Raw genomic sequence first — 24,357 nt, 5'->3', positions numbered from 1 at the left:
TTCGTCCGGAGAAAAAACGGAGAAAAACAGGAGGTGATCTTCAAGCGGGAACATGCGGTCTCCGGCAAAAGCGGTCCATCGACATCAATTGGAGCGCGATCATCATGAAGGATCATCCTCAAACTGCAACATTGCGGCTTCCGCATGAGGCCGACGCCACTTTCCTGATGGATGGCGGCGTCGAAACCACGCTGATCTTCCACGACAAGCTGGACCTGCCCTATTTCGCCGCCTTTACCCTCTTCGAGAGTCGCGAAGGCACCGCCGTCCTGCGCCGCTACTTCCGCCGTCATCTCGGGGTGGCAATGATGCATGGGCTTGGCTTCATCCTCGAAACTCCAACATGGCGTGCCAGCGCCGATTGGGGTGCGTTGCTGGGCTTCGACTCCGAAGCGCTGGCCCGGATCAATACCCGCGCCGTGGCATTCCTGAAGGAGATCCGCAGCGAGGCCGGGCCCGCAGAGGCGCCCATCGTCGTCAGCGGCTGCATCGGTCCGCGCGGTGACGGTTATGTCGTCGGCACCGAAATGAGCGCCGAGGAGGCCGAGGCCTATCACCGCCCGCAGGTCGAAAGCCTTGCCGCCGCCGGGGTGGAGATGATCACCGCCTTGACCATGACCTATGCCGCCGAGGCCATCGGGATCGTGCGGGCCGCACAGACGGCTCGCGTGCCTGTCGTGGTCGCCTTCACGACCGAGACGGACGGGCGGCTGCCCACCGGCCAGGATATCGGTGACTTTGTCGAGGAGGTGGATGCAGCCACGGATGAGGGGCCGATCTATTTCATGATCAACTGCGCCCATCCCAGCCATTTCGACGACGCCCTTCAGCGCGATGCTGCCTGGCTCGAACGGATCGGCGGTGTGCGCGCCAATGCCTCCCGCATGAGCCATGCAGAGTTGGACGAAGCCGAAAACCTCGATGCTGGCGATCCGGTGGAGTTCGGGCATCACCATGTCGACCTCGCCGCGATCCTGCCGAACCTGAAGGTCATGGGCGGCTGTTGCGGCACCGATCACCGCCACATCGAAAATATCGCCGGCCATTTCACAAGCTGACAGCCACTGGGGGCGGCTCGGACCGCCCCCCCCCCCCGAAAGCCCGGTGGAAAGGAAACACCATGTTACTTCGTTGCGCCATTCCCGCGGCAGCAGGCGCAGTTCTGGTTGCGCTGGCCGTCTCGGCGCGTGCCGACGATCCGCGCGCATCAGGGCCCGGTTTCGCGGACCTGTCCTTGGGGTCGCCGGCGGGCGTGGCCTTGCCGCCCCCATTGCAGGACAGCGATTTCCTCCATGATGCGGCTCCCGACCCGGCTCTGGTTTTTCTTGGGCAGTCGTTGTTCTTCGACCCCATCCTGTCCGGCAATCGAAATATCTCCTGCGGGACCTGCCATCACCCTGCTGACGGAACCGGCGACGGGCTGGCGCTCGGCATCGGCGAGGGTGGCACGGGGGCAGGGCATGCCCGGCGCACTGCCGATGCCGTCACCGGTCGCGTTCCGCGCAATGCCCAGCCGCTCTACAATATCGGCGCGCGGGCCTATGTGTCCTTGTTCCATGACGGCCGGGTCGAGGTGGATGACAGCAAGCCGGGCGGTTTCCGTAGCCCCGCCCATGACCGCCTGCCACAGGGGCTGGACAATGTGCTGTCCGCCCAGGCGTTCTTTCCGGTGGTGTCTTCCGTTGAGATGGCCGGCCAAAAGGGCGAAAACCTGGTGGCCGATGCCGTGGCGGATCACGACTGGCCGACCGCATGGGAGTTAATTGCAAGGCGGCTGACCGGGATCCCGGATTATGTCGACGCTTTCTCGGCGGCCTTCGCGGATATCCGCGAAGGCAACCCGATCACCTATGCCCATGCCGCCACTGCCCTCGCGGCCTTTCAAACGCAAGCATTCAAGTCCGACAGCAGCCCCTTCGATGCTGGCCTGGCGACGGGCGATCTGTCCGCCCTTCCCGAGACGGCGCAGCGCGGGGCGAGCCTGTTCTATGGCGTGGCCGGGTGCAGTGCCTGCCACGTTGGCCCATTGCTCACCGATCACCGGTTTCACGCCATTGCCATGCCACAGATCGGGCCGGGCAAGGGGCACGGCAATGACTTGACCTACTGGAAAGTGGCGAATTTCCGGGCACGGCTGGAGGATGAGGGCCGCTACAACGTGACCGGGAACGAGGCGGATCTCTTCGCCTTCCGCACGCCCTCGCTGCGCAATGTCGCCCTGACAGGCCCCTGGGGCCATGCGGGCAGTTTCGATACGCTTGAAGGCGTCGTGCGGCATCACATGGACAGCGTCCGGAGCCTGAATGTCTACCGGCTCGGGCCGGAGAGACTGCCGACCCTCGACGACCTGATCGAAGCGCGCGGCCGCAACTGGACGCTGCACTTCAAGCCACTCGCGCCCGAACGGCGTGAAGGCTTCGACCGGCGGGACGCATATGTTCAATCGAACAGGCATCTGCGTGAACGCATCGCGAAGGCCAACATCCTGGCCCCGGTCGTCCTCACCGAGAGCGAGATCGACGACCTGCTGGGCTTCCTGAACTCGCTGACCGATCCAACGGCTGTTGACCGGTCTCACCTGATCCCGACGACGGTCCTGTCCGGGCTGCCGGTACACCCTGCGCGTTCCGAGGACCGCGCGCCAACTCCGTCAATGCACAAGGAAAGGACAAATTGATGCGTATTGCCCCACCGATTGTCGCCGTTCTGGTCGCAGTGAGCCTGCCACTTCACGCAGGCGCCGCCGCCAGTGACGGAGAGGTCTCGGTCCCCGCTCCGGAGCAGCCGGATTCGGTGATCCTCCAGGCCGATACCGGCGTCCCAGACTGCACGGACGGCTAACAGGAAAACCGCAGGCGCCCGATGCCTGCCTCCCCCCCCCAAAAAAAAACTCCACGAAAGGAAACACCATGTTCAAAACAACTTCACTCGCCGCCGCGTTGATTGCAACCAACGCACTCGCCGCCGCCGCGGATACGCCTATGGCCTTTGACGTGGCCGAGGATCACACCCGCTTTGTCTTTGCCCCGGCGCCGGTTCATGACAATGGCATGCCCGCCCACGGCAACCCGTTCGTAACCCAGGGGTACATTTATCCCGCCGGAACCCTGGCCGGAAACGTTGCCGGTGCGCGCGAGGATGGCAGCCCTGTCTTTCCCGACAAGGTGCTTGGCACCTGGACCTGCGATGGCTGGTTCGTAGGCGAAGGTGGCAATACCGAGCGCGGCGTCTGGCTGGTCAGCCGTCAGATCTTTGATTTCGGCGACGGGAACACGATCGTGACCCAGGGAACCGAACTGGCCGATGTGGGCGTGGAAAACCCGCGCCCCATCACCGGCGCCAGCGGCGACCTGGCCGGTCAGGACGGCGTTGTCGGCCAGACCCTGCTGGGGTTCAGCGAGTTTTTTGCCGTGAACGCGACCTTCCGGATCGTTGTGAACGAAGACCATGCCAGCTTGCACATCCTCGGCGACGCGCCGTCGCCCAAGTAGCAAAGATGGCCCGCCGGTTGCTCCGGCGGGCAGGATCAACCCGACCAGGATCAGATCGATGCCCGGGTTTCGAGCAACCCCGCCCCGCAACCGAACTACCGAGGCAAAGCACCAGCGACACCTTGAGCGCGAAAGCCGCGACCAAGGCTGGCAACCAGGGCGAGTCCGACATGAGGTTCATCTGCCAAATCTGGCCTGCTGCCCATGCTGGAACTCTGATATGCCTGACATGCCGCCTTTGGCACACGGCAATCGATCCAAAGGGTTCAATGCGATGCCTCCGTTCAATCACGTTACCGCGGTGCACCGGCTCGATTTGTTGGGGCTGAGGTCTCTACTCGCTGCCGCAGAAACTGCGATCCGAAATTGCCTCGGCCTCCAATGGGACCGGGAACAGAGGCTGACGCCCGGGATCGCTCCCAGTCTGCCCGACAGTGCAACCACAATGTACCGCGGCTTCGTAGCGGCCGACGCCGACCGCCTTGAGCGATCCACAGTATTCCTGTTCGAGCATTCTGCGTGCGGTTTTTTGGGGGACCAGCATTGGTCGGAACCTGAAATCGGTCACTGCGGACAAGCAAAGCGGCGGGACGGCGATTGCCGCCGGTGTCCGGCGCAACTGGAGCCATCGAGATGACTATCACACTACGACATGCCGAACCCGAAGACGCACCGCAGGTTCATGCGATCCTGATTTCGCCCCATGTGGCGGAGGGCACCATGCGGCTGACCTACATGCCGCTGGCGACAACGCGCGACCGTCTCGTTGCACAGCCCGGGCGCTATCAACTTGTGGCGCTTCGTACAGAGGAGATCGTGGGATTTGCAGAGCTGATCACGCACCCGGAGAACCCGCGATGGGCGCATTATGGCGAAATCAACCTGGTTGCCACGCGGGAAGACATGCAGCGGCAAGGTGTGGCGCGTGCACTCATCGCCGGCGTGATCGATCTGGCGGATTCCCAGCTTGGGCTGGAACGACTGGAACTCAAGGTGTGGTCGGCCAACGCGACGGCCCAGCGTGTATATGAAGCCTTCGGTTTCGAGGAGGAGGGCACGCTAAGGCGCTACGCCCGATCAGCCACAGGATTTAACGACGCGATCGTGATGGGGCGTCTGCGGCTGCCCTGATGTGGGTCATGTCAGGGACATGCAGTCGTCGGGATCGCACAACGCCGCCTCGGACTTCCGACATGCACCTGGAAGGGCGGCCTCGTTCGCGCCGCAGCGAACTGGGAAATCTAAGTCTGAGGCCGCCGGATGGGCGATCGATGTTGGTACTGTCGCGGATTGCCTCGACCGGTGATCGCCGGAAATAACCTGCATCGCGGCCTGCGGCGCGACCACAGCCATTGGTTCGTGTGCACCGAGAAATCCAATGGTTCGCATTTACGTACCGACCAATCGTTTCAGTACTTCGAGAAATCGGCACTCAAGCCCTGTATCTCTGCCGGTATTGTTGTGGCGGGATTCCGACCTGTCGTTTGAAAAGGCGACGGAAGGAACCGCTGTCCTCGTAGCCGACCTGTTCGGAAACGTCGTCGACGGAGGTGTCGGTGGTTTCCAGCAGGTGTTTGGCTTCCTCAACGCGCAGTGACTGGACATAGTCGATCGGCGTGTAGCCCGTCGCCGTGCGAAACCGCCGCTTGAATGTTCGCTCGGTCAGGCCCGAGCGGGCGGTCATCTCGGCGACAGGGTTGGCCGTCTCGTAGTGCTCGGCGATCCACTGCTGACACACGGCGATCGTCGCGTCCTCATGCTGCCTTGGACGGACCATGGCTGCGAAAGGCAGCTGCCCCTGGCTGCGATCCCCGAACAAGAAGATCTTGGCAATCCGCCGGGCCTCATCCTCGCCGCAATATCGTGCGATCAGGTAGAGCGACAGGTCGGTCCAAGAAGCGGATCCACCAGCGGTGACGATGTCATGCTCCTTGCCGGAGGGCACAAGCACGCGTTCCGCCTTGAGGTCGACCTCCGGGAAATGCGTCTTGAAAAGTCCGCAGACACTCCAATGTGTCGTCGCCTCGCGCCCATCCAGAACGCCGGCCTGCGCAAGCAACAGCGAGCCGGTGCAGACAGAACAGATGATCGCCCCTTGGCGGCGCTGGGCCGTCAGCCAGGCCGCCGCTTCCGACCACCGGTCTGTCAGAACGGGGTCGGGCTCCAGGAACAAGTCCGGCACGATCACCACGTCCATCTGGGCGCGATCGGCAAAGGTTCCCTCGGGCACCAGCGGAACTCGAAGAGTCGTGCGAATGGGATCGGTCGTCACGCCGATGACGCGTGGATTCATTCTACGGCTAGCAACGCGGTCCCCGGTCAAGGTCTGCCAGACAGTGCCGACGCAGGAAAATACCTCGTGCAGCCCGTAGATGACCGCCGCCGAGGATTCCGGCACGGCCAGGAGACCGACCGACAGTTTGCGGGCGTTCTGTGAAATGGGCATGACGTCAATTGGCATATTTGGCCCGATTTTGTCAATTCTGATTCTAACGCTGTTCGCTCTCTCCATGGCACACCCTTTCCAGAAACGACGCCCCGACGGGCGAAACTCAGGAAAGGACTCCATGATGATCCGACATATCCGACACTGGCACAGCGACGCCGCCGCCCGACGCACTCGGCGCGCATCGATCGCAAAAGTGCAGCATCTCGATGACCACCTTCTGCGCGATATAGGGCTGACGCGAGGGGACATCCCGTATGCGCAGCGGCGACACGTTCCCAATCACCGCTGCTAGCGACATCGCCGGAGGACGGGTTCCTCCGACTTCAAGGAGACCTCTGCAATGTTTGAAACCTCACGCCGCAAACTGCTCGGCGCCTCGCTGATCGGGGCCGGAGCGGTGTTGAATGCGACCGGCCTTCCGGCCGTCGCGAATGACGCAAAACGAAAGGGACGTATCATGCTCGACAAGGTTCCGGCCTTCCCGAAGGGCCTCGTTGAGGCCGCAGAATTTCCGCTGATCGAAGCGATCCATGGCCGCCGGTCGCGTCGCTTTGCCAAGGGAGCGACCATCCCTGACGGTCCACTGGCTCATAGCTCAACCGAGCCGCCGGAACCGTTGACCGACACCGAACAGATGCTGCTTCTGACCACGGTCGCTGGCAACACGGGCTGGTCCAACCTGATCCCGCACAACCGGTTCTATGCTCCGAAGATCCCCAACTATGCAGGATCAGCGGGTGGCCGGACTTTTCCGTCCGCGGCCGGCTTCCACACTTCTGAGATCTTTTTCACCGACGACACTGGCACCTACATGATGCCGACGCGGGACATGGTGCCTGTCACCGCGCCGGGCGCGGACATCGACCTTGCCGCATATCTCGACGCGCACAGGGCACGGATCGTGAAGCTTGGCGAGGGCCGGATGAACACGCCGCGGGTGCCGCAGCACATGGAGATGCACAACGAATGGTGCGCCAACGTGCCCGGCAGCACGCTGATCATTCCGGTCGCCGATCTGGCGCAACACATGATCCTTGTGCTGTGCTACCTGGTGCAGAACGGTGCCTGCCTGTTCGATGACGTGAACGGACGGCCCATTCCGACGATGGAAAAATACAGCGCCATCATCGATGTCGAGAACCCTTTTCCGCTGTCCTATGTCGAGCAACTGGCGATCACCGAAGTCACCGTTGAGACGTCAACCTCGTGTTATGCTGGTGCGCTGATGCTTCAGGCACTCGGGCTGGGCGGCTGGATGTACGAAGGGATCAATCCGTTCAGTGTCCTTGGTGCCAGCGGTGACCCGGACGTGCCCGGCCTTGGCTTCCGGTTTGACATGCCCGAAGGCGCGATCCTGCCGCATGTCACAGGACTGGAGGGGCATTTCGAGGGCCATGTGCCGCCGCACTTCCCCGACATGCGTGCCGCCGTGATGTCGGTGGTCGAACGCAAGTTCGGAACCGGCGGCCCGTTCAGCGGTGGCACCGGTGGCCCGTACAAGAAGTCCGAGATGGTGCGGGCCAATGCTGCTCCGTTCGGGCCAGAGGCGATCGACTGCGTGGTGGCGATGGCGGACTACATCCACGAGACGTTCGGGCGTTTCCCGGCGACGGTGCCGGCGATCTTCACCCTGATGTACTTGCAGGCACACAAGCTCGACACCGGCTTCTACGACACGCATTTCGACAAGGGCGCCTATCTGCGGACCCATGCCGAGAATGCGCGTAACTGGGGGTGACCCCGATACCCCGGGCCCTATTGCGGCCCGGGGAACTCCGTAATCCTCAATTGACCCGATCGGGAGACGTTCCATGCTCATGCAGGTCAGGAACCAGTTCACGATCTGCCCGGCCTCGACCTCCGAGGCGGCGGACATAGCCAGACTTGCGCTGATCGCAAGTGACGGCCTCACTGGCATCACCTGGGAGGCTATGCGCGGGCCGGGCGAGACGGTGCTCGATGCCGGCGCCCGGCGTGCTGCGAAGCGAAGAAAAGGCTTTTCCTATCACAACGCGGAAGTTGCCTTCGGCCGGTCGGGTGTAATCGCGGCCATTGTCTCCTTTCCGTTGGAGCCAGAAGACGTTTCGGACTTCGGTTTCGACATACCGGCAGTCTTCCGTCCCTTGGTCGCGCTCGAACAACAGGCCGTGTCGACGTGGAACATCAACCTGCTGGCGACCTATCCGGAGGCGCGGGGGCAGGGAGCGGCAACCGCCCTGATCGCCGAGGTCGGGGAGCGGGCGGCGTATGAGGGTTTTACCCGGCTCAGCCTGATCGTGCGCGATGCCAATCCGGCCCAACGGCTCTATACCCGTTTGGGATTCCGTGAGGTTGCCCGGGCACCTATCGTCAAGGGCGATTTGCCGTTGCACGGAAGGGATTGGGTGCTGATGTTCAGGGAGGTCGGGGTATAGCCCACCAGGTTCGGACGAGGTACTTCGAAAGGAGCAAGAGATGGTCGATATCGACAGTCTGCGAGCCGATACACCGGCGTGCAAGGATGTTCTGCATTTCGACAATGCCGGCGCTTCGCTCATGCCCGAACCGGTCTGGCAGGCAATGCAACGGGTTCTTGAGGACGAGCGGACCTTCGGCGGCTACGAGGCTGAACGCCGCGCCGCTGACGATCTTGCCGCCTTCTACACCGAATTTGCCGCGCTGCTGCACGCCGACCCGACCGAGATCGCCTTTGTGGAAAACGCCACCCGCGCGTGGGACATGGCATTCTATGGGCTCGACCTGAAGCCTGGCGACCGGGTGATCACCCACGGCTCGGAATACGCGTCCAACTATCTTGCCCTGCTGCACCAGGCCGGCCGTTGCGGGTTCCATATTGACGTGGCCCCTTCGGACCCATCGGGCCAGATCGCCGTTGCCGCGCTGGAAGACATGATCACCCCGCGCACGCAGTTGATCGCGATCACCCACGTTCCGACGCAGGGCGGACTGGTCAACCCGGCGGCGGCAGTTGGGGAGGTGGCAAGACGGCGCGGGATACTCTACCTGCTCGACGCCTGCCAGTCGGTCGGTCAAGTCGACGTGGACGTGCATAAGATCGGCTGTGACATTCTTTCCGGCACAGGCCGCAAGTACCTGCGAGGTCCGCGCGGTACCGGTTTCCTCTACGTGCGGAAGGCGGTTCTGGACCGGATTGATCCGCCTTTCATCGACTTGCACGCGGCCACCTGGACGGGACCGGACAGCTATGAGCTGGCCGCGGGTGCACGCCGCTTCGAGACATGGGAGTCCAATGTCGCAGGCCGTGTCGGGCTTGCGGCCGCCGTTCGCTATGCCCGCCAGATTGGCCTGCCGGAGATCGAGGCGCGGGTCGCAGGCCTTGCAACCCGTCTGCGCAACGAGCTCACCACGATTGACGGAGTCATGGTCCACGATCAGGGAGAAACGCGATGCGGGCTGGTGACCTTCCGCAAGGATGGCCTGAAGGCGGCCGCCATTGCGGACCGCTTGAGAACTCAGGAGATCAACATCTCTGTCTCGAAGCTGCCCAATGCGCGCCTCGACCTCGGTGCGCGCGGGCTCGACGCGCTTGCCCGCGCCTCGGTCCACTATTTCAACACCGATGAGGAGATCGTACGGTTCGCCGAAGCTGTTGCGAAGTTGTAGTGGGGTTTTAACGGGTCGTGGCACGTCTGAATGGCGGTCGCGCGAACCCGATTTTTTCCGAGGGACACCATGACCGTCTGGACAAGGATCAAAACACGCAATGCGTTCGTCGAGGCGATTGGAGACAAGTGCCTGAAAGGTGACGGCATGGAGTTCATCCTCCATTCGGACGGACGGATCTCCGGTATGGTGGAAGGGCGATGCCTGACCGGGAAATGGGTTTGGCGCGACACTTGCTTTTGCAGGGAAGCGCGCCTGAACAATGACGATCTTTCAACGGATTGCGAGATCATCGAGATCTGCGGGAACAGGATGCGCTACACTCGCAACCGGGGGCGCGGCGAAAGCTCGATCGTATCGATTGGGTGAGATCCGAGACGTCGACGCCAGGACCGTAACGGGAAATCAAAACCGCGACCATGCCCTTGTGATTGAGGGAGCCTTCGGTGCAGGGACGTCCCGCGACCTACTGTTTCCGTTGGCGGGGAGGATTCCTCAGTTCGCGGAGATGGCGCCAAACGACGAGCGAATGGCAACCACAAACAAGCAGGAGACGGCGCGTAACGTGGTCTCGCGCGACTCGAGTGGCTCATCCGCCAGAATCCGCACTCTCCAGTTCGCCCTGGCATTTTCTCGATATCCGGGCCGCGCATGTTTGTCCGTTTCGCATTTCGGCCGGAACTGGCCGCGGCGATCGACCGGGCGCGGTTCCGGATGGGTGTTTCGGCGCACAGGTAGACTGGAACCGAACCATCCCCGCCACTGCCCCGTTCACCCCGATGACATTTCTCGTATTCGGCTGATCGGGTCGGTTCCGTTCTCCGACTTTAACGCCCGGATTTCTCTCGTGGTTTCGGGTCTATCGAATGGATGCAGCTCGATGTTGCCGGAGTTATCAGCATTTTGCCGGCTGGCGTGTGGGGCTGACACCTTCGCTGCAGGGAGAAAGCCGCCGCATAGACGTCAGATACCTCGCATGTACGCCCCATCACCAAGCCCTGCGAGTTCTCGGCACCTTCAATCGAGCACCGAGTCACCCACTAAGTGGGCCGAGAATTACCGGCACCACACTGCACCATGAGTTGCCCTACGGCTGCATTCGCCGTGCCAATCGGTTGCAACAGCAAATCCGAGGCGATGCGCAGAGCCATCCAGACATTTCCGGCACTCACCCGCTTGCCGATCAGCCGCCCGCACTCGCGTTTGACCCCAGGCGCTTCCACTTGGGGCGCTGGCAGTTGCGCGTCTTCCGGTGTCCATTTCGGGCGGCCGAGCCTGCGCTGGCTGATGTTGCAGCCGAACCCGATCGTCCCATCGCATTTCTGACAATAGGGCATCGGCAGCGGATCTTAAGAACCTTCATAGACCAGCGTCCGCGTCAAAGCGGCATGCCGTGAGACCGGGGGAGAGACATACACTGGCTTTTAGATCCGGCCACCCCAGGGGGCAGTCCACGATTGCCGGGGCTGAGCATTTGCAGATCACACTGTGACGATCTGTGCCCGAGTTGACAGTCAACGCCCGAAAGCGACGGCCGCTCTAGGCACGTTGAATCAGCTCGTAGGGCAATATCACTTCACGTTTCTCGCCACTGGAAAGCAGAACTTGCATCTGCTCGAACGCAACTCTCGCCAAATCAATATGAGGGACCCGCACCGTGTTCAGCCATGGTGCAAGCCACTCGTTCATCGGATTGTCGTCAAATCCATAGATCCGAAGATCGTCCGGCACCCGCACCCCGCGTTCAAGACACCGCCGATAGACTCCATATGCGATCTGGTCGTTGCCACAGAACACCGCGTCGACCGCGCCATGATCAAGGATTGGACCGGCACAATCGTAGCCGCTCTCCATGGACAGGCGTGCTTCATGGATCATCGATTGCGGCACCTCGACGCCAGCATCTTTGGCGGCGTCCAGCATTCCGCGAAGACGCCGGGCGCTTGTGTCGGAAGTGGTGGGGCCGTGAATGATCGCGATATCTCTCAGATGTCGACGCACACCGGAGCGGACCTGCGCCCGGGCGGCGGCAAAATCATCGATGCCAACGAACGAGAACCCCGGACATGCTTCCAACCGGCGGTTTATGAAAACCACCGGATCGTTGCCGATCAGGACTTCGAGTCCCGGACTGTCCACGGCGCACAGGAAAAAGACACCGGAGACCCGTCTTGCGCGCAAATCTTCGATACATCTGTCCTGCGTCTCCGGCTCCTCGTTTGACGTATACACCAGCAGGGCTGCCTTCTCTGCCGCGAGGCACCGTTCAAGCTCCCACGCGACGGCGGCATAGAAGTTGTTCTGGATGTTCGAGTTTATCAGCGCAAATGTATTGGTCATTTGCGAGCGGAGTGCACGACCCACCTGATTGGGACGGTAGTTCAGAGCTTTGGCGGCAGCAAAAACCTTCTCTCTGGTGGCGCTGGATACGCTGCCCGTACCCGAGTTGAGTGCTCTCGAAACACTCGCGATCGAGACACCAGCCATCCTTGCAACATCGTGAATCGATGTCGCCTGACCAGAACCGCTGGAGCGATCACCTGCTTCGGTATCGTCTGAGTTTTCCATTCATCACTCCCGGTTCGACCCACAAGAAATCGCTCACCGCGCTCGGTCAAGGCGACACCTTGTGCGCTTGATGCCTCCGCTGCCGTGATTCGTCCCCAAAAAACACACCAAAAAGGAAACGTTTACATAGTCAGTTCTGGTCGCGAGAGCGAGCGGTGTCCGTATTCCGCGCTGTAAATATATAATTTAAAACATTTATTATCAAGACGGGTTGATCTTCTAGAGAAGGTCTCACCGTCTTTGACAAACTTCTCGTTGACTTGTGGAAACGTTTACAGTTCTGATTGCGAAACGGAAGGTGGATCGCATGACCAAGAGAATTGGCATTGTCGGGGCGGGAATCGTGGGGCGCTCGTGGGCGATATGCTTCGCCCGCTCAGGCTGCGAGGTGGACCTCTACGACGTTCAGCCAGGAGTGGTTGAAGGGGCGCTGGATGCAATTGCTGCACAGCTGGAAGACCTGGATTCGCTCGGTCTGTTGCGGCAGAGTTCCAGCAAAGAAGTGCTGGCCGCCTTGAAGCCGGCAGCAACGTTGGACGAGGCGGTTGGCGCTGCAGACTATGTCCAGGAAAACGGACCCGAACGAATTGAAGTCAAACGCGAACTGACTGCCGCGCTTGATGCCGCGACCCCGGATGGCGTGCCGATTGCGAGCTCGACATCTGCACTCCTTCCATCCCGTATATCGGACGGTTTGCCAGGTGCTTCGCGCTGCCTTGTTGCGCATCCGCTGAACCCGCCACACCTCATTCCAGCGGTAGAGATTGTTCCGGCACCTGCAACGGCCGCAGAGACGGTTGCGCGCACGGCAGAGTTGATGACCCGCATCGGGCAATCTCCTGTGGTTGCACACCGGGAGACAGAAGGCTTCATCATGAACCGGCTCCAGGGCGCCGTATTGGACGAAGCGATCAAACTCATCGCTGAAGGAATTGCCGAGCCAGAGGATGTTGACCTGGCAATGAGCGCCGGGCTGTCGCGTCGCTGGTCTTTCATGGGACCGCTGGAAACCATCGATCTGAACGCTCCCGAAGGAATCGCAGGATTCTTCGACCGATATGGTGAAGCCTACCGGACAATCGGCCGTGACCGACCGACGCGTCACGACTGGACCGGCCCATTGGCCGAGCGTCTTGTCGCTGCCAGGCGCGATGCCCTTCCCGAGTGCGAGTTGGCCGCTCGGAAAGGGTGGCGGGATCGGAAACTCGCGGAGTTGGCGGCCTTCTTCAACGAAGAAAAGAATGGGGGGACGTATGTCTAAGTCGCGAAAAGTCATCGTCAGTTGCGCCCTGACCGGGGCGATCCACACACCGTCGATGTCACCCTATCTGCCGGTGACACCGGACGAGATCATTGCCGAAGGGCAGCGCGCCGTGGAGGCTGGGGCAGCCATCCTGCACGTCCATGCCCGCGACCCGGAAACCGGGCGGCCGGACCAATCGGTTGAGGCCTTCGCCCGGATCTTGCCCGCGCTGAAGGAAACTGGCGCCGTCATCAACATAACAACGGGCGGCAGCCCCTTCATGGATGTGTCAGAGCGGGCGGCACCGGCCTTGCACTACGCGCCGGAACTCGCGTCGCTCAACATGGGGTCGATGAACTTCGGGCTCTACCCCATGTTGGCTCGGTTTCCCGATCTGGAACAGCAATGGGAACGGGATCATCTGGAGAATTCGCGGAACGTGATCTTCAAGAACACGTTCGAGGACATCGGCTTCATTCTGGACAATGGCGGGAAGAACGGAACCCGGTTCGAGTTCGAATGCTACGATATCGGTCACCTCTACTCGCTGAACCACATGACGAAACTGAAGGGGCTGACCGGTCCGCTCTTCGTTCAGTCGGTGTTTGGTCTTCTGGGCGGGATAGGCGGGCATCCCGAAGACGTGCAGATGATGCGCCGAACCGCGGATCGCCTGTTGGGGGATCGCTATCAATGGTCTGTCCTCGGTGCGGGCGCAAACCAGCTGCGGATCGCCGCGATGTCTGCCGCGATGGGAGGGCACATACGGGTTGGTCTGGAGGACTCGTTGTGGGCCGGTCCGGGTGAAAAGGCGACCTCATCGGCGCAGCAGGTTCTAAAAGTTGGAGAAATCATTTCGGGATTGGGGCTGACAATTGCCTCACCCGACGAGGCGCGTGATCTGCTTGGCCTGAAGGGCGCGGGCGAGGTGCGTTTCTGATGGAGATTTCGGTTCTGGCAGATGTGAAACCACGTCTTGGCGAAGGACCGCTTTGGGACGTGAAGACAGAGCGTCTCTATTTTGTGGACGCCTTGGGCAAGAGGGTGTTCCGCTGCAATGCCGAAGGCGGCGAGATGCGGGCTTGGACAACACCTTCCGAGATCGGCGCAATCGCGTTGGCGGGGAAAGAAGCCCTCGTTGTGGCCCTTCGCGACGGGTTTCAATGGCTCGACCTGGAGAGCGGAGAGTTGGTGCCGATCGTTGACCCCGAGCCGGATCAGCCCGGCAACCGCATGAATGATGGAAAGGTCGACCCGGCTGGACGTTTCGTTTGCGGGTCCATGGATACTGGCGAGGAAACCCCGACTGGCGCGCTTTGGCAGTTGGGTACTGACCTTGCTGTCACCAAACTGGACGACGGAATAATCTGCTCCAACGGCCCATGCTGGTCGCCGGATGGTGCCACGCTCTATTTCGCTGACAGTTTCCAGGGCGAGATCTACGCCTACGACTACGATGTTGCTACGGGCACCGCAGAGAACCGTCGCGTTTTCAGACAGATGGATGCCTCACGTGGCGGCGCCCCGGACGGGGCGACTGTCGATGCCGAGGGCTTTGTCTGGTCTGCGGGCGTCTTTGACGGGCGCATTTTTCGCTATGCCCCGGACGGCACGGTCGACCGCGAGATCGAGATGCCGGTGTGCAAAATCACCAGTATCGCCTTTGGCGGTGCGAACCTGAATCGCCTTCTCGTGACGTCGATGGCAGAGCCGCCCTTGCCGAAATACCCAGGCGACGGCCCGTTGCGCGGTTCGCTGTTCGTGATCGATGGCCTTGGCGTTTCCGGCCGGCCAGAACCGCATTTTGCTGGAAATCGGGAGGGGGCGGCATGACCAATCGCACCGCAATTGTCACCGGCGCAGCGCAGGGGATCGGCGAGGCCGCGGCGCGAAGGCTGGTGCGAGAGGGGGTCACGCGTCTGCTCTTGATCGACTGGCAGGACGAGTCGTTGAGGTTGGTCGCCGAGAGCTTGACCAACGAAAACGTTCAGGCGGACACGCTTTGCATTGATCTGCGGAACGCCGAAGCGGTGTGCGACGAGGTCGCCAGAGCGGCCGACGCACTGGGAGGGGTTGATGCCCTGATCAACGCGGCCGGAACGACCGAGCGAGGGGGATTGCTGGACACCGACCCCACAGCGTTCGATCGCATTTTCGGCCTGAATGTTCGCGCACCGTTTTTCCTGATGCAGGTGGTCGCCCCGAGAATGCGGAAAGGTGGGGTGATCGTGAATATCTGCTCCATGCTGGCCTATGGCGGGCCTCCGTTCCTGCTGGCTTACTCCGCGTCCAAGGCCGCGCTTGTCGCACTGACCAAGGGCGCGGCCAACACCCTGAAGCGGGACGGCCTGCATGTTTTCGGGATCAACCTCGGCTGGACATGGACGCCATCAGAACAGGAGGTCCAGACCAAAGTGCACGGTTTGGCCGATGACTGGTACGAGACTTTTGGAGCCAGGCAACCCTTCGGGCGCCTGCTGTTTCCTGAAGATCCCGCCGGACTGATCGCGTTTCTGACTTCAAGCGATGCAGCCATGATGACCGGGGCAATTATCGATCTTGACCAATACGTTGCGGGCACCGTGGAGGACAATCCGGGCGCCTGACGTCAACCAGGGCGGAACACCCGCCCAACAAGAGGGAGAGAGGAACGATGAAACGCAGAACCTTGATGAGCCTGATGGCAGGCTTGAGCATGAGCGCCTTGCTGACTGCGCCGGCGCTGGCAGCCGACATCACTGTTGGCATGAGCTGGGCGAACTACCAAGAAGAACGCTGGAAGATCGACGAAAGCGGGTTGCGCGCCGGACTGGAGGAAATGGGTGCAACCCTCGTGACGGCTGACGCTCAGAGCTCGAATGAGCGCCAGGCCTCGGACATCGATGGCCTGCTGGCACGCGGAGTCGATGCCCTGTTGATTGTGGCCTGGGATTCCGAGGCCGTGATCCCTTCGGTTGAGCGTGCCTTGGCCGAGGGAATTCCGGTCATCGCCTATGAGCGCCAAATTGAATATCCGGGCGTGTTCTACGTTGCATTCGATCCGGTGGAAGTGGGTCGCATTCAGGCCCGCGAGCTGGTCAAGGTGCAGCCAAAGGGTGACTATGTCATCATCAAGGGCAGCCCGACGGACCAATATGCTCACTACGTTCTCACCGGTCAGAAAGAGATCATCGATCCGCTGATCGACAATGGCGACATCAAGATCGTCGGTGAGCAATGGACTGACGGCTGGGTGCCGGACAACGCGCAGAAGAACATGGAGAACATCCTGACCGCGGTGAACGACAAGGTCGATGCCGTCCTGGCGTCGAACGATGGAACCGCAGGTGGTGTCGTGGCCGCGCTGTCGTCGGTCGGTCTGGAAGGGATCCCCGTATCTGGACAGGACGGAGACATTGCTGCTCTGAACCGGATCGCCCTGGGCTCGCAGACTGTGACCGCATGGAAAGACGCACGCGAGCTCGGTCGCCTCGGCGCCAAAGTCGCTGCGGCGCTTGCCAGTGGCACGGCACCTGAAGAAATCGAAGGTGCAGTCGTCTGGGACAAGGGTCCCAAGGGGACGGCCCAGAATGCTGCCGTCCTGGCGCCTGTCACGATCACACGCGACAACCTTGATGTCGTTTTGGACGCGGACTGGATCTCCAAGGAAGATCTGTGCGCGGGTGTGACCGACAACGCACCGGACGCCTGCAAGTGAACTGATGCGGGTCGGTCCTGTGAACCGACCCGTTCAACCGCTGGGGAGCATCATGACCACAGAGTCCCTCGACCCGCCTGCCATGAACGTCGCGCCGCGTGACAGTGGATTCAACGTCCGCACATTGTCCCTTGTCGGCCTCCTTTTTGTGATTGCGGTGACCTTTCACCTGCTTTCCGGTGGCTTGTTCCTGACGGCGCGAAACCTCTACAATATCGTGGTGCAAACCAGCGTGGTGGCCATTTTGGCCTGCGGCATGACCATCGTCATCGTTACCCGCAACATTGACCTGTCCGTCGGGTCGGTTCTGGGCTGCGTGGGCATGGTGATCGCGCTGTTGCAGATCCAGATTTTCCCGCAGGAGGCGGCCTGGAACTGGCCGCTTACCGTCGTCATCGGGCTTGCATTGGGCGCGCTGATCGGAGCGTGGCACGGATTCTGGATTGCCTATCTCGGGGTGCCTTCCTTCGTGGTGACGCTCGGCGGATTGCTGATTTTCAGGGGTGCGGCCTTCGAGGTGGCGCAAGGCAAAACGCTTGCCCCCTTCGACCCGATCTATCGCCTGTTCGGTGGGGGCATTGATGGCGCCCTGGGCGTCGGTCCGAGCTGGATGCTGTTCGTGGTGATCATGGTCCTGTACGGGCTCGGAGAAATCCTCGTGCATCGCCGGCAAACACGCTTGGGCTTCCACTCGAAGGCCCGCGCAAAAGTCCTACGTTTCGCCCTCGTTCTGGTCGCTGCGGCAGCCTTTGTTGCCACCATGAACTCCTATCTGAAACCGCGCAGCGACATTGGCCGGGGCGTGCCGATCCCCGCCTTGGTGCTGCTTTCAGTTGTATTGTTCATGGAGTTTGTCACACGCTTCACGACCTTCGGCCGCTACATCTTTGCCATCGGCGGCAATATCGACGCGGCGCGATTGAACGGCATACCGACCAGACGCACTGTTCTCGTGGCTTTCATCACCATGGGGGTGCTCTGCGCCATCGCAGCCGTCGTGACCACTGCAAGGTTGAACGCGGGAACCTCCAGTACCGGCGAATTGCTGGAACTGTCAGCCATCGCGGCCGCTGTGATTGGCGGAGCATCCCTGTCAGGTGGTCGCGGCACGATCGCGGGCGCAGTCGTTGGGGCCCTGATCATACAAAGTCTTGAAAGCGGCATGGTACTGATTGGTGCATCAAGCTCTCAACGAATGGTGGCAATCGGCCTTGTGCTGATGGCGGCGGTTTTTGCCGACAAATACCTCTCGGGGGAAGAATGATGGAGACGCAAACAGGCAAGCCGCTCGTCGAAATGCGAGGTGTTTTCAAGGCGTTCGGCGGGGTTCACGCGGTCGAGGATGTCGATGTGACCCTGCACGCGGGTGAAGTTGTCGCCGTGCTGGGCCACAACGGAGCGGGAAAATCCACGCTCATGAAAATGCTCGCGGGCGCCTACAGACGCGACGCCGGATCCGTCCATATTGATGGCAAGGCGGCGGAGCTTGCCAGCCCGGCCGAAGCGTTTGAGCTCGGGATAGAAACCATCCACCAAACCCTGGCGCTTGCCGACAATCTTGATGCCACCGCGAACCTGTTCCTGGGGCGCGAGATTGCGTGGCGCGTTGGCCCGTTCCGCATCATGGACAGTGCACGGATGCGGGATGTCGCCGCCAAGGTGATCAGCCAGCTGAATCCGCGGTTCACCAACCTGAACACCCCATGCCGCGACCTTTCGGGCGGGCAGAGACAGACGATTGCCATTGCCCGTGCGATCCATTTCGAGGCCCATGTTCTGATTATGGACGAGCCCACCGCGGCACTCGGCCCACACGAAACCGCGATGGTTGCTGACCTGATCCGGGAACTGAAATCAAAAGGTATCGGCATCTTCCTGATCAGCCACGATATTCACGATGTCTTTGACCTCGCAGACCGCGTGGTGGTTATGAAAAACGGCCAGGTTGTCGGCACAGCAAATACGTCAGATGTGTCGCAGGATGATGTGCTGGGGATGATCATCCTCGGAAAATGCCCTGAAGGCGCAATCCCTGGCCCAGGTGCTCGGTCAAACCCTCAATAGGGTTTGGTCAGACGAATTCCCATTGGGGCGGGTAGGGCTGCTTTTTGGCGTCTAAACACCACCAAGCCTGATCCGTGCAACAGGATTCAAGGCAGCGTGGACATCATCCGGTCGGCGGTGATGCCGTATCCGCCTCCAGAGTTTCTCGGAGAGCGGGTGGCGATTTCGCAGCGTGGATTCCGGTTCGCTTTGGATTTGAGGTCATGCGGCGGCACTATTGTGCTGCAAGCGGCGGTTCTGGATGGTCTGTTTCTTGATCTCCTCTCAGATCCGCATGATCTGAGCGCCTCGTCCGTGGTAGGCATGGGCGGGCGTCAGGATACCCGGACACTCATGGTATCGGTGGTTGGTGTCGTGCTCGGCGAATGCTTTGGTCTGCCGTTCTTGGTCGCCGGGTAGACTATAGTTTTCAACAAGGTCTCGGATCTTCATGGTCTGATGCCAGCGTTCATCTTGCCCTGCGTTTGGGGGTGGTGGGTCCGCCGCGAACGTGATCCATGCCCTTGTCCCAAAGGACGTCGGCGAGATCCTCGGCGACATACGATATGCCGTTGTCGGATTGCAGTGTGGTCGCTTTCGATGCACTGTGCAGCCCGTTTGGCCGTGCCCGCAGGACGGCTGAAGTCGCGCTTGAGGGTCTCGGGCTCATCGCGCGCATCGACACGCGGCTACGAGAGATCGACATCGGTGCGTGGGAGGGGTGAACCTTCGACAATATCGCGAAGGAAAACGGAAACGGGGACCTGAAACAACGCAATCGCATTGCCCTTCTGTTTGCTGCGCCCGACGGAGAGCGGCTGGAGGAGGTCGAGCGCTGCTATTCGGATCTGCTGCGCGATACCGGCGGGCCGACGATCATCGTGTCCCACTGCATCGCCCTTGCCGTGTTGCGTGGCGTGATTGCCGGGGGAGCCTGACAGAGTCACCGGACGTACGGCAGACTCAGGGAACAGTGGTCGAGGTTTCCGAAGGCCGTGAGGCCGCGCCTGCCTGTTGACATCATCAAACCCAGAGGGAGGGTTCGACCTGGCCAAGCCAGACGGTGTGGCTGCCCGGTTGCCATGGACGGCCTTCCGTCCAACGTCTTCACGGCGAGTTCCAGAAACCGACATGGTTTCGGGTTCGGCCGTTGTGGATGGGGCAGGGGGTAGAACCCTGTTTGAGCCGGTGCCGGGGGCAGGGGCGTGTCCTGGGATCACGAAACGCGATCCGTTCGGATACTTCAAGGCGCGCGATGAGATCCTCCGCCTCGCGGTGATGATGAGTATCCGGTTCCCGCTTTCTCCCCGAAACTTCAAGGAATTCCTTCATGAGTGAGGGGGCGATATCAGCCACGAAACGGACCGCTACATGTGGCAACGGATCGGGCCGTTGCCTGCAATCCGGACCCGGTAGAGCCGCGTCAACGGGAGCGTTTGTGCCAATGGCGATGGTATCTCGGCGCGCTATCCGTGGAGATCAACGGAGAGCGGCACTACCTGTGGCGGGCCGTCGACCACGAGCGCGATGTCCTTGAGAGCTTCGTGACCAAGAGGCGGCATTGAAACTTCTCAGCAGATCGCTGAAGCGCCACGTCTGGGCGGATGACTTCATGACCCGTACCAGCGGTCCTGCGGCGCTTCGTGAAAGATGAAAGGAGTGGCAAACTGCGAGTAAACGGGCAGTTTGTTCAACAAATGGGTCGAAAGCTCACACCAGTTGTTCCGGCGACGAGAGTGGACGATGCTCCGGCTCCGGCGGATGCGAAGTCTCCAGTCGTTTGCCGCTGTTCACTCCTGTGGCTTCGATCATTCAATTCCGGAGCGGAGCGCCCCCTCAGCCAAAGGCCCCCGGGAAAGAACCGTACAGTCCACCTTGCCGTGTCGTGTCACCTCGGCACGGCATAGGAGACCGCGATCCTGACCTTGCAGAGACAACGTCGAGTGGTCCGACACCACCCTGTCAGGGCACTGCGCATCTAGCTTCGGGAACCCCCTGAAACCCTGCATCTATTGCAATGACACGCCCGTCGGGGCTTGGTGCATTGGAATTCAGGCCGATGCTGGTGATGAAGAGCGTCCGCAGATCCGGGCCGCCAAAGCAGGGCTTGGTCGGCATTGACACCGGAAGTGGGATGCGGCGGTCGACGTCTCCCTTCGGCGTGATGCGCAAAACCTCGCTGCCGCCGACACCGGCCATCCAGTAGCAACCATCCGTGTCGACGCATGCGCCGTCGGGTCTGCCGGCGGTAGCCGCGCAGTCGAAAAACAGGCGCTGGCCTGAGAGCGCGCCGTCCTCGGGATCGTGGTCGAACGCCCAGATCGTTTGAACGTCGGGCCAGGAGTCGGAGAGATAGGCAGTGCGATCATCCGGGCTGAAAGCGAGCCCGTTGGTGATGTGAAGCCCACCCAGCAGCGGCCGCGCCACCGTACCGTCGAGGCGATGGACCTGGCCTGTCGGTTTCGAGCGGTCGTGTTCCGGCATGGTGCCCACAAAGAACCGCCCCGATCGTGAGACCGCGCCGTCGTTCGGCCGGTTGCCGGGCGGTTCGCCGGCAAGGGACGTGAGCAGGCTCAACGCCCCGCTCTCCGGGTCAAACAGGTGAAGACCCGCCTTCAACGCCACGATGATCCCGGTTGCCTCGGTGAGGGCGAGGCAGCCGATGGTCTGCGGCATCTCCCAGTGCTCAGACCGGCCAGTCTCTGGCCAGAACCGATGCAGGCTCGGCGCCCGGATATCGACCCACCAGAGGCTTTGGCTATGCTCACACCACAGGATGCCCTCGCCGACAGCGTTCGGTGTCAGCGGGAGGATATCGATTTCGGGCAGTGCCATCTGCGGCGCGCCCTCAATCCTTGAGGTGCAATGTCAAGAGCAGGCAGCAGTGGCCGCCGTCCCCGAGATCCGCCGAGAGCCGCAGCCAGTTGCCAAAATGCGCAACCCGGGCCATTGCCACCGTCTCGCAGTCCTCCGGAATCTCAAGCACCGTGCCCTCGTCCACCCAACGTATCCCGTCCGGCGACATCTGTACGCGTGCTGTCAGTCCGGCGCCGCTGGCTGGCTTGAGGGATCGGGCATAAATCACGGCCTCGCGGGCCCAGCCGGCCTCGTAGGGCTCCGTCGCGCCCGTCTCTTGCCAGGGTTCGTTTCGGGCGATGATTGCAGTAAACTCGGTCGCCATCAGAAATCTCCGGAGATGCAGGCAGAATCCATGTAGAGGAAGGCCCGTTTGTCAGTATCGGTTTCGGCAAAGACGCAGACATTCAGCATGCACCAGAGGTTCTTCATCGCCGGAATGTGGATCGACTCGAACCCCGACAGATCGAATTCACGGTCATTGCAGCGGAATGAAAGCGCCTGCATCGACGCGAGGTCGAAATCAAAACACAGGTAGGTCCAGTTCACCTTGGTCGGGATCTCGTTGTAGCAAAGTCGCTGCTCACCACCTGGCAGATCTTCCCAGTTCTCGGGCGACAAATGGTAGTGCGTCACTGTCTTTGTGCCGTCACCGATCGGGCGGAACGCAGTGTCCCGTTTGAATTGCCATTTCTGGATATGCTCTCCGTCAAGCGCATTCAGGAAACGAAGGTGCGGCATGACGCGTTCGGGATTCGACGCGGTATCTCCGCTTTGAAGATCGAACAGGAACCCTACCGAACGCACGTCGGCTTCGGAAAGCTGAAGTTCGCAAGCTTCGGGCTTGAACGTGAAATAGGCCTCGAAACGGATCTTTCCGGCCTCCCTGAATGTCTGACGCTTCAGGGCGACATTCTGCGCACCGCGGCGCGGGCGGGTGGCGATTTTGAGCGCATGGCCGTCGTTCAGCGGGCCATGCGAGCCTGCATCCCAATGGCCGAGCGTCGATAGCATCGGGCTGAGGTGCTGTGCATAGCCCGGGTGCATCGAGTCGAGCGTATCCTCGTAGTTGCCAACCAGCTGCGACCAGCCGCAGAACCCGTTGAGGAATTCGTCGTGACTGTAAATTCGGGAAAGCGGATTGAAGCGGCTGAGACGTGGGTCTGCCCGCCGCAACGCTGTGACAAGGGTTTCAGTATCCATTTCAGTTCCTTCTGCTTGCACGGGTCGTCGATGCGGTCAGCCGTCACGCAACGCACGTACCGCATCCCAGTCGATTTCGATCCCGAGCCCCGGGCCCTTTGGCACAGAGACCTGTCCGCCCTTCTGCCTCAGGCAGCCGGGGGGCAGATCGGCCAGTTGGGTCTTGAACGGGCTTTCGTCGCATTCGCATTCCATCACGCGGAAGGCGGGCATGGCGGCGGCGAGGTGCACGGAGGCCGTCTCGCAAACGATGCCGGACATGCCGATATGCGGCGCATAGGCGACGTTGAAGGTCTGGGCAAGATCGGCCATCCGTCGGGTTTCGGTGATGCCGCCGGCCCGGGCGACATCGGGCTGGAGCACCGAAAGCGTGCGTCCGGCAACCAGTCGGACAGCCTGATCGGTGGTGTAGTTGCTTTCGCCACCGGCCAGCGGCGTGCCGCATTGGGCGCGCAGCGCCTCGTAGCCGGCCTCGTCCTCGGGTTTCAGGGGCTCTTCGAACCAGTCATAGCCATTGGCCGTGAGTGCGCGCCCGACTTCCACCGCTTCGTCAAGCTCGTAGGCCCAGTTGGCATCGACACACAGGCCGACACCGTCGCCCGCGCGCTTGCGCATGCGCTCGATCCGCCGGCAGGCTTCATCAACAGGGCGGGCCATCTTCACCTTGATCCGGGAGAAGCCACGTTCGATGTAGCTGTCCAGCTCGGCATCGGCCTGCGCGTCGTCGCCCCAGTTCACCGCTGCCGCGTAGACATCGACCTGCTTGCGGCCGACCCCGCCAAGCAAGGCCCAGACGGGCAGCCCTGCTGCTTTGCCAAGAATGTCCCAAAGTGCGATATCGACGCCGGAGATGGCTTCGAACAACATGCCTCCAGAGCGGCCTGACAGGGCTCGGCGCATAGAGTGCCAATGGGCGGAGATGTCGAACGGCGATTGGCCGACCAGTCTTGGTTTCAGGGCGGTTTCGATCAGGTCGCAATAGGCGCGTGGCGCGAACCGGGCCAGCGTTTCGCCGACACCTACATGCCCCGCATCGGTGCGGACCTCGACCAGCACCAGCGACACCGTGCTGTAGGTGCCCCATGAGGTAATGGTGGGGCGGGGCATCTTCTGGGTAAGAGGATGGGCGATGGCATCGGTGATGCGTATCGAGGGATCGGTTGTGTAGTCCTGCATGGTGTCT

25 protein-coding genes and 1 pseudogene are annotated in these 24,357 nt (G+C 61.5%); 19 read left to right on the top strand and 7 right to left on the bottom strand.

Translation table 11 applies throughout. The features are described 5' to 3' along the window. The first annotated feature begins 104 nt into the window (after positions 1 to 104). The 5 genes from CLV78_RS16500 to CLV78_RS16485 all read left to right on the top strand — a co-directional run bounded on the left by CLV78_RS16500 (position 105) and on the right by CLV78_RS16485 (position 4,622). Positions 105 to 1,058 carry a homocysteine S-methyltransferase family protein gene (locus CLV78_RS16500; protein WP_106206030.1) on the top strand — a complete coding sequence of 318 codons (954 nt, stop codon included), beginning with the start codon at positions 105 to 107 and terminating at the stop codon, positions 1,056 to 1,058. A gap of 62 nt (positions 1,059 to 1,120) precedes the next feature. Next, the gene (locus tag CLV78_RS16495; protein ID WP_106206028.1) at positions 1,121 to 2,677 is read left to right on the top strand and encodes a cytochrome-c peroxidase; all 1,557 of its coding nucleotides are present in this window, start codon (positions 1,121 to 1,123) and stop codon (positions 2,675 to 2,677) included. Continuing rightward, positions 2,677 to 2,841: a hypothetical protein gene (locus CLV78_RS23965; protein WP_158263574.1), complete on the top strand. Its 165-nt coding sequence runs from the start codon at positions 2,677 to 2,679 to the stop codon at positions 2,839 to 2,841. Before CLV78_RS16495 ends, CLV78_RS23965 begins: the two co-directional genes overlap by 1 nt. Before the next feature lie 68 nt (positions 2,842 to 2,909). Further along, positions 2,910 to 3,491: a hypothetical protein gene (locus CLV78_RS16490; protein WP_106206026.1), complete on the top strand. Its 582-nt coding sequence runs from the start codon at positions 2,910 to 2,912 to the stop codon at positions 3,489 to 3,491. Positions 3,492 to 4,124: 633 nt separating this feature from the next. After that, entirely contained in the window at positions 4,125 to 4,622 is a 498-nt protein-coding gene (locus tag CLV78_RS16485; protein ID WP_106206024.1) for a GNAT family N-acetyltransferase, read from the top strand. A 301-nt stretch (positions 4,623 to 4,923) separates the two neighbouring features. Here CLV78_RS16485 and CLV78_RS16480 read toward each other — a convergent pair whose 3' ends face one another. Continuing rightward, positions 4,924 to 5,937: a GlxA family transcriptional regulator gene (locus CLV78_RS16480; protein WP_106206193.1), complete on the bottom strand. Its 1,014-nt coding sequence runs from the start codon at positions 5,935 to 5,937 to the stop codon at positions 4,924 to 4,926. On the opposite strand from CLV78_RS16480, the gene CLV78_RS24935 reads away from it, so the two are divergent. From CLV78_RS24935 to CLV78_RS16455, 5 genes are all read left to right on the top strand, one after another. Then, positions 5,864 to 6,232 (top strand): DUF1127 domain-containing protein, encoded by a 369-nt coding sequence (locus CLV78_RS24935; protein ID WP_106206022.1) that lies wholly within the window; start codon positions 5,864 to 5,866, stop codon positions 6,230 to 6,232. The genes CLV78_RS16480 and CLV78_RS24935 overlap by 74 nt on opposite strands. Positions 6,233 to 6,280: 48 nt before the next feature. Next, the gene (locus CLV78_RS16470; RefSeq protein WP_211301017.1) at positions 6,281 to 7,678 is read left to right on the top strand and encodes a hypothetical protein; all 1,398 of its coding nucleotides are present in this window, start codon (positions 6,281 to 6,283) and stop codon (positions 7,676 to 7,678) included. A 73-nt stretch (positions 7,679 to 7,751) separates the two neighbouring features. After that, entirely contained in the window at positions 7,752 to 8,354 is a 603-nt protein-coding gene (locus CLV78_RS16465) for a GNAT family N-acetyltransferase (protein ID WP_106206020.1), read from the top strand. 40 nt (positions 8,355 to 8,394) lie between these two features. After that, positions 8,395 to 9,564: an aminotransferase class V-fold PLP-dependent enzyme gene (locus tag CLV78_RS16460; RefSeq protein WP_106206018.1), complete on the top strand. Its 1,170-nt coding sequence runs from the start codon at positions 8,395 to 8,397 to the stop codon at positions 9,562 to 9,564. Between the two features lie 69 nt (positions 9,565 to 9,633). Continuing rightward, positions 9,634 to 9,933: a hypothetical protein gene (locus tag CLV78_RS16455; protein ID WP_106206016.1), complete on the top strand. Its 300-nt coding sequence runs from the start codon at positions 9,634 to 9,636 to the stop codon at positions 9,931 to 9,933. A gap of 1,170 nt (positions 9,934 to 11,103) precedes the next feature. Here CLV78_RS16455 and CLV78_RS16445 read toward each other — a convergent pair. Next, on the bottom strand, positions 11,104 to 12,132 hold the full coding sequence (locus CLV78_RS16445) for a LacI family DNA-binding transcriptional regulator (RefSeq protein ID WP_106206012.1): 1,029 nt from the start codon (positions 12,130 to 12,132) through the stop codon (positions 11,104 to 11,106). Positions 12,133 to 12,439: 307 nt separating this feature from the next. On the opposite strand from CLV78_RS16445, the gene CLV78_RS16440 reads away from it, so the two are divergent. From CLV78_RS16440 to CLV78_RS16410, 7 genes are read left to right on the top strand one after another with little or no spacing between them, the layout of a single operon-like run. Continuing rightward, positions 12,440 to 13,393, top strand: a complete 954-nt coding sequence (locus CLV78_RS16440; protein WP_106206010.1) for a 3-hydroxyacyl-CoA dehydrogenase — start codon at positions 12,440 to 12,442, stop codon at positions 13,391 to 13,393. Next, the gene (gene kce / locus CLV78_RS16435; RefSeq protein ID WP_106206008.1) at positions 13,386 to 14,315 is read left to right on the top strand and encodes a 3,5-dioxohexanoate:acetyl-CoA acetone transferase; all 930 of its coding nucleotides are present in this window, start codon (positions 13,386 to 13,388) and stop codon (positions 14,313 to 14,315) included. Before CLV78_RS16440 ends, kce begins: the two co-directional genes overlap by 8 nt. Continuing rightward, positions 14,315 to 15,208: an SMP-30/gluconolactonase/LRE family protein gene (locus CLV78_RS16430; RefSeq protein WP_106206006.1), complete on the top strand. Its 894-nt coding sequence runs from the start codon at positions 14,315 to 14,317 to the stop codon at positions 15,206 to 15,208. The genes kce and CLV78_RS16430 overlap by 1 nt, the downstream gene beginning before the upstream one ends. After that, the gene (locus CLV78_RS16425) at positions 15,205 to 15,981 is read left to right on the top strand and encodes an oxidoreductase (RefSeq protein ID WP_106206004.1); all 777 of its coding nucleotides are present in this window, start codon (positions 15,205 to 15,207) and stop codon (positions 15,979 to 15,981) included. The genes CLV78_RS16430 and CLV78_RS16425 overlap by 4 nt, the downstream gene beginning before the upstream one ends. A gap of 47 nt (positions 15,982 to 16,028) precedes the next feature. Continuing rightward, the gene (locus tag CLV78_RS16420) at positions 16,029 to 17,072 is read left to right on the top strand and encodes a substrate-binding domain-containing protein (protein ID WP_425427958.1); all 1,044 of its coding nucleotides are present in this window, start codon (positions 16,029 to 16,031) and stop codon (positions 17,070 to 17,072) included. 52 nt (positions 17,073 to 17,124) lie between these two features. After that, the gene (locus tag CLV78_RS16415; RefSeq protein ID WP_158263571.1) at positions 17,125 to 18,336 is read left to right on the top strand and encodes a sugar ABC transporter permease; all 1,212 of its coding nucleotides are present in this window, start codon (positions 17,125 to 17,127) and stop codon (positions 18,334 to 18,336) included. Further along, a complete protein-coding gene (locus CLV78_RS16410; RefSeq protein WP_211301028.1) occupies positions 18,336 to 19,136 on the top strand; it encodes an ATP-binding cassette domain-containing protein in 801 nt (266 codons plus the stop codon). Before CLV78_RS16415 ends, CLV78_RS16410 begins: the two co-directional genes overlap by 1 nt. Before the next feature lie 201 nt (positions 19,137 to 19,337). On the opposite strand, the pseudogene CLV78_RS24540 reads toward CLV78_RS16410, so the two are convergent. Next, positions 19,338 to 19,701, bottom strand: a pseudogene (locus CLV78_RS24540) (IS3 family transposase); the annotation flags it as partial. Here CLV78_RS24540 and CLV78_RS16400 point away from each other — a divergent pair. Together CLV78_RS16400 and CLV78_RS16390 are read left to right on the top strand one after the other, a co-directional pair. Next, positions 19,634 to 19,840 carry a histidine phosphatase family protein gene (locus CLV78_RS16400; protein WP_106205996.1) on the top strand — a complete coding sequence of 69 codons (207 nt, stop codon included), beginning with the start codon at positions 19,634 to 19,636 and terminating at the stop codon, positions 19,838 to 19,840. The pseudogene CLV78_RS24540 and the gene CLV78_RS16400 overlap by 68 nt on opposite strands. A 648-nt stretch (positions 19,841 to 20,488) precedes the next feature. Beyond that, a complete protein-coding gene (locus CLV78_RS16390) occupies positions 20,489 to 20,680 on the top strand; it encodes a DDE-type integrase/transposase/recombinase (RefSeq protein WP_158263569.1) in 192 nt (63 codons plus the stop codon). A gap of 397 nt (positions 20,681 to 21,077) precedes the next feature. Here CLV78_RS16390 and CLV78_RS16385 read toward each other — a convergent pair whose 3' ends face one another. The 4 genes from CLV78_RS16385 to CLV78_RS16370 are packed head-to-tail and all read right to left on the bottom strand — an operon-like array spanning position 21,078 to position 24,350. Continuing rightward, positions 21,078 to 21,950 (bottom strand): SMP-30/gluconolactonase/LRE family protein, encoded by an 873-nt coding sequence (locus tag CLV78_RS16385; RefSeq protein ID WP_106205990.1) that lies wholly within the window; start codon positions 21,948 to 21,950, stop codon positions 21,078 to 21,080. 13 nt (positions 21,951 to 21,963) lie between these two features. Then, entirely contained in the window at positions 21,964 to 22,296 is a 333-nt protein-coding gene (locus CLV78_RS16380) for a hypothetical protein (protein WP_106205988.1), read from the bottom strand. Then, complete coding sequence (locus CLV78_RS16375) at positions 22,296 to 23,174, bottom strand: DUF6772 family protein (RefSeq protein ID WP_106205986.1); 879 nt, start codon at positions 23,172 to 23,174, stop codon at positions 22,296 to 22,298. The genes CLV78_RS16380 and CLV78_RS16375 overlap by 1 nt, the downstream gene beginning before the upstream one ends. Before the next feature lie 36 nt (positions 23,175 to 23,210). After that, positions 23,211 to 24,350, bottom strand: a complete 1,140-nt coding sequence (locus CLV78_RS16370; RefSeq protein WP_106205984.1) for a mandelate racemase/muconate lactonizing enzyme family protein — start codon at positions 24,348 to 24,350, stop codon at positions 23,211 to 23,213. Positions 24,351 to 24,357 lie beyond the last annotated feature (7 nt).

The sequence above is a fragment of the Aliiruegeria haliotis genome (assembly GCF_003003255.1).
Lineage (GTDB): Bacteria > Pseudomonadota > Alphaproteobacteria > Rhodobacterales > Rhodobacteraceae > Tropicimonas > Tropicimonas haliotis.
The sequence above is the reverse complement of the archived record's forward strand: the minus strand, read 5'-3'. Positions and strand labels throughout refer to the sequence as shown.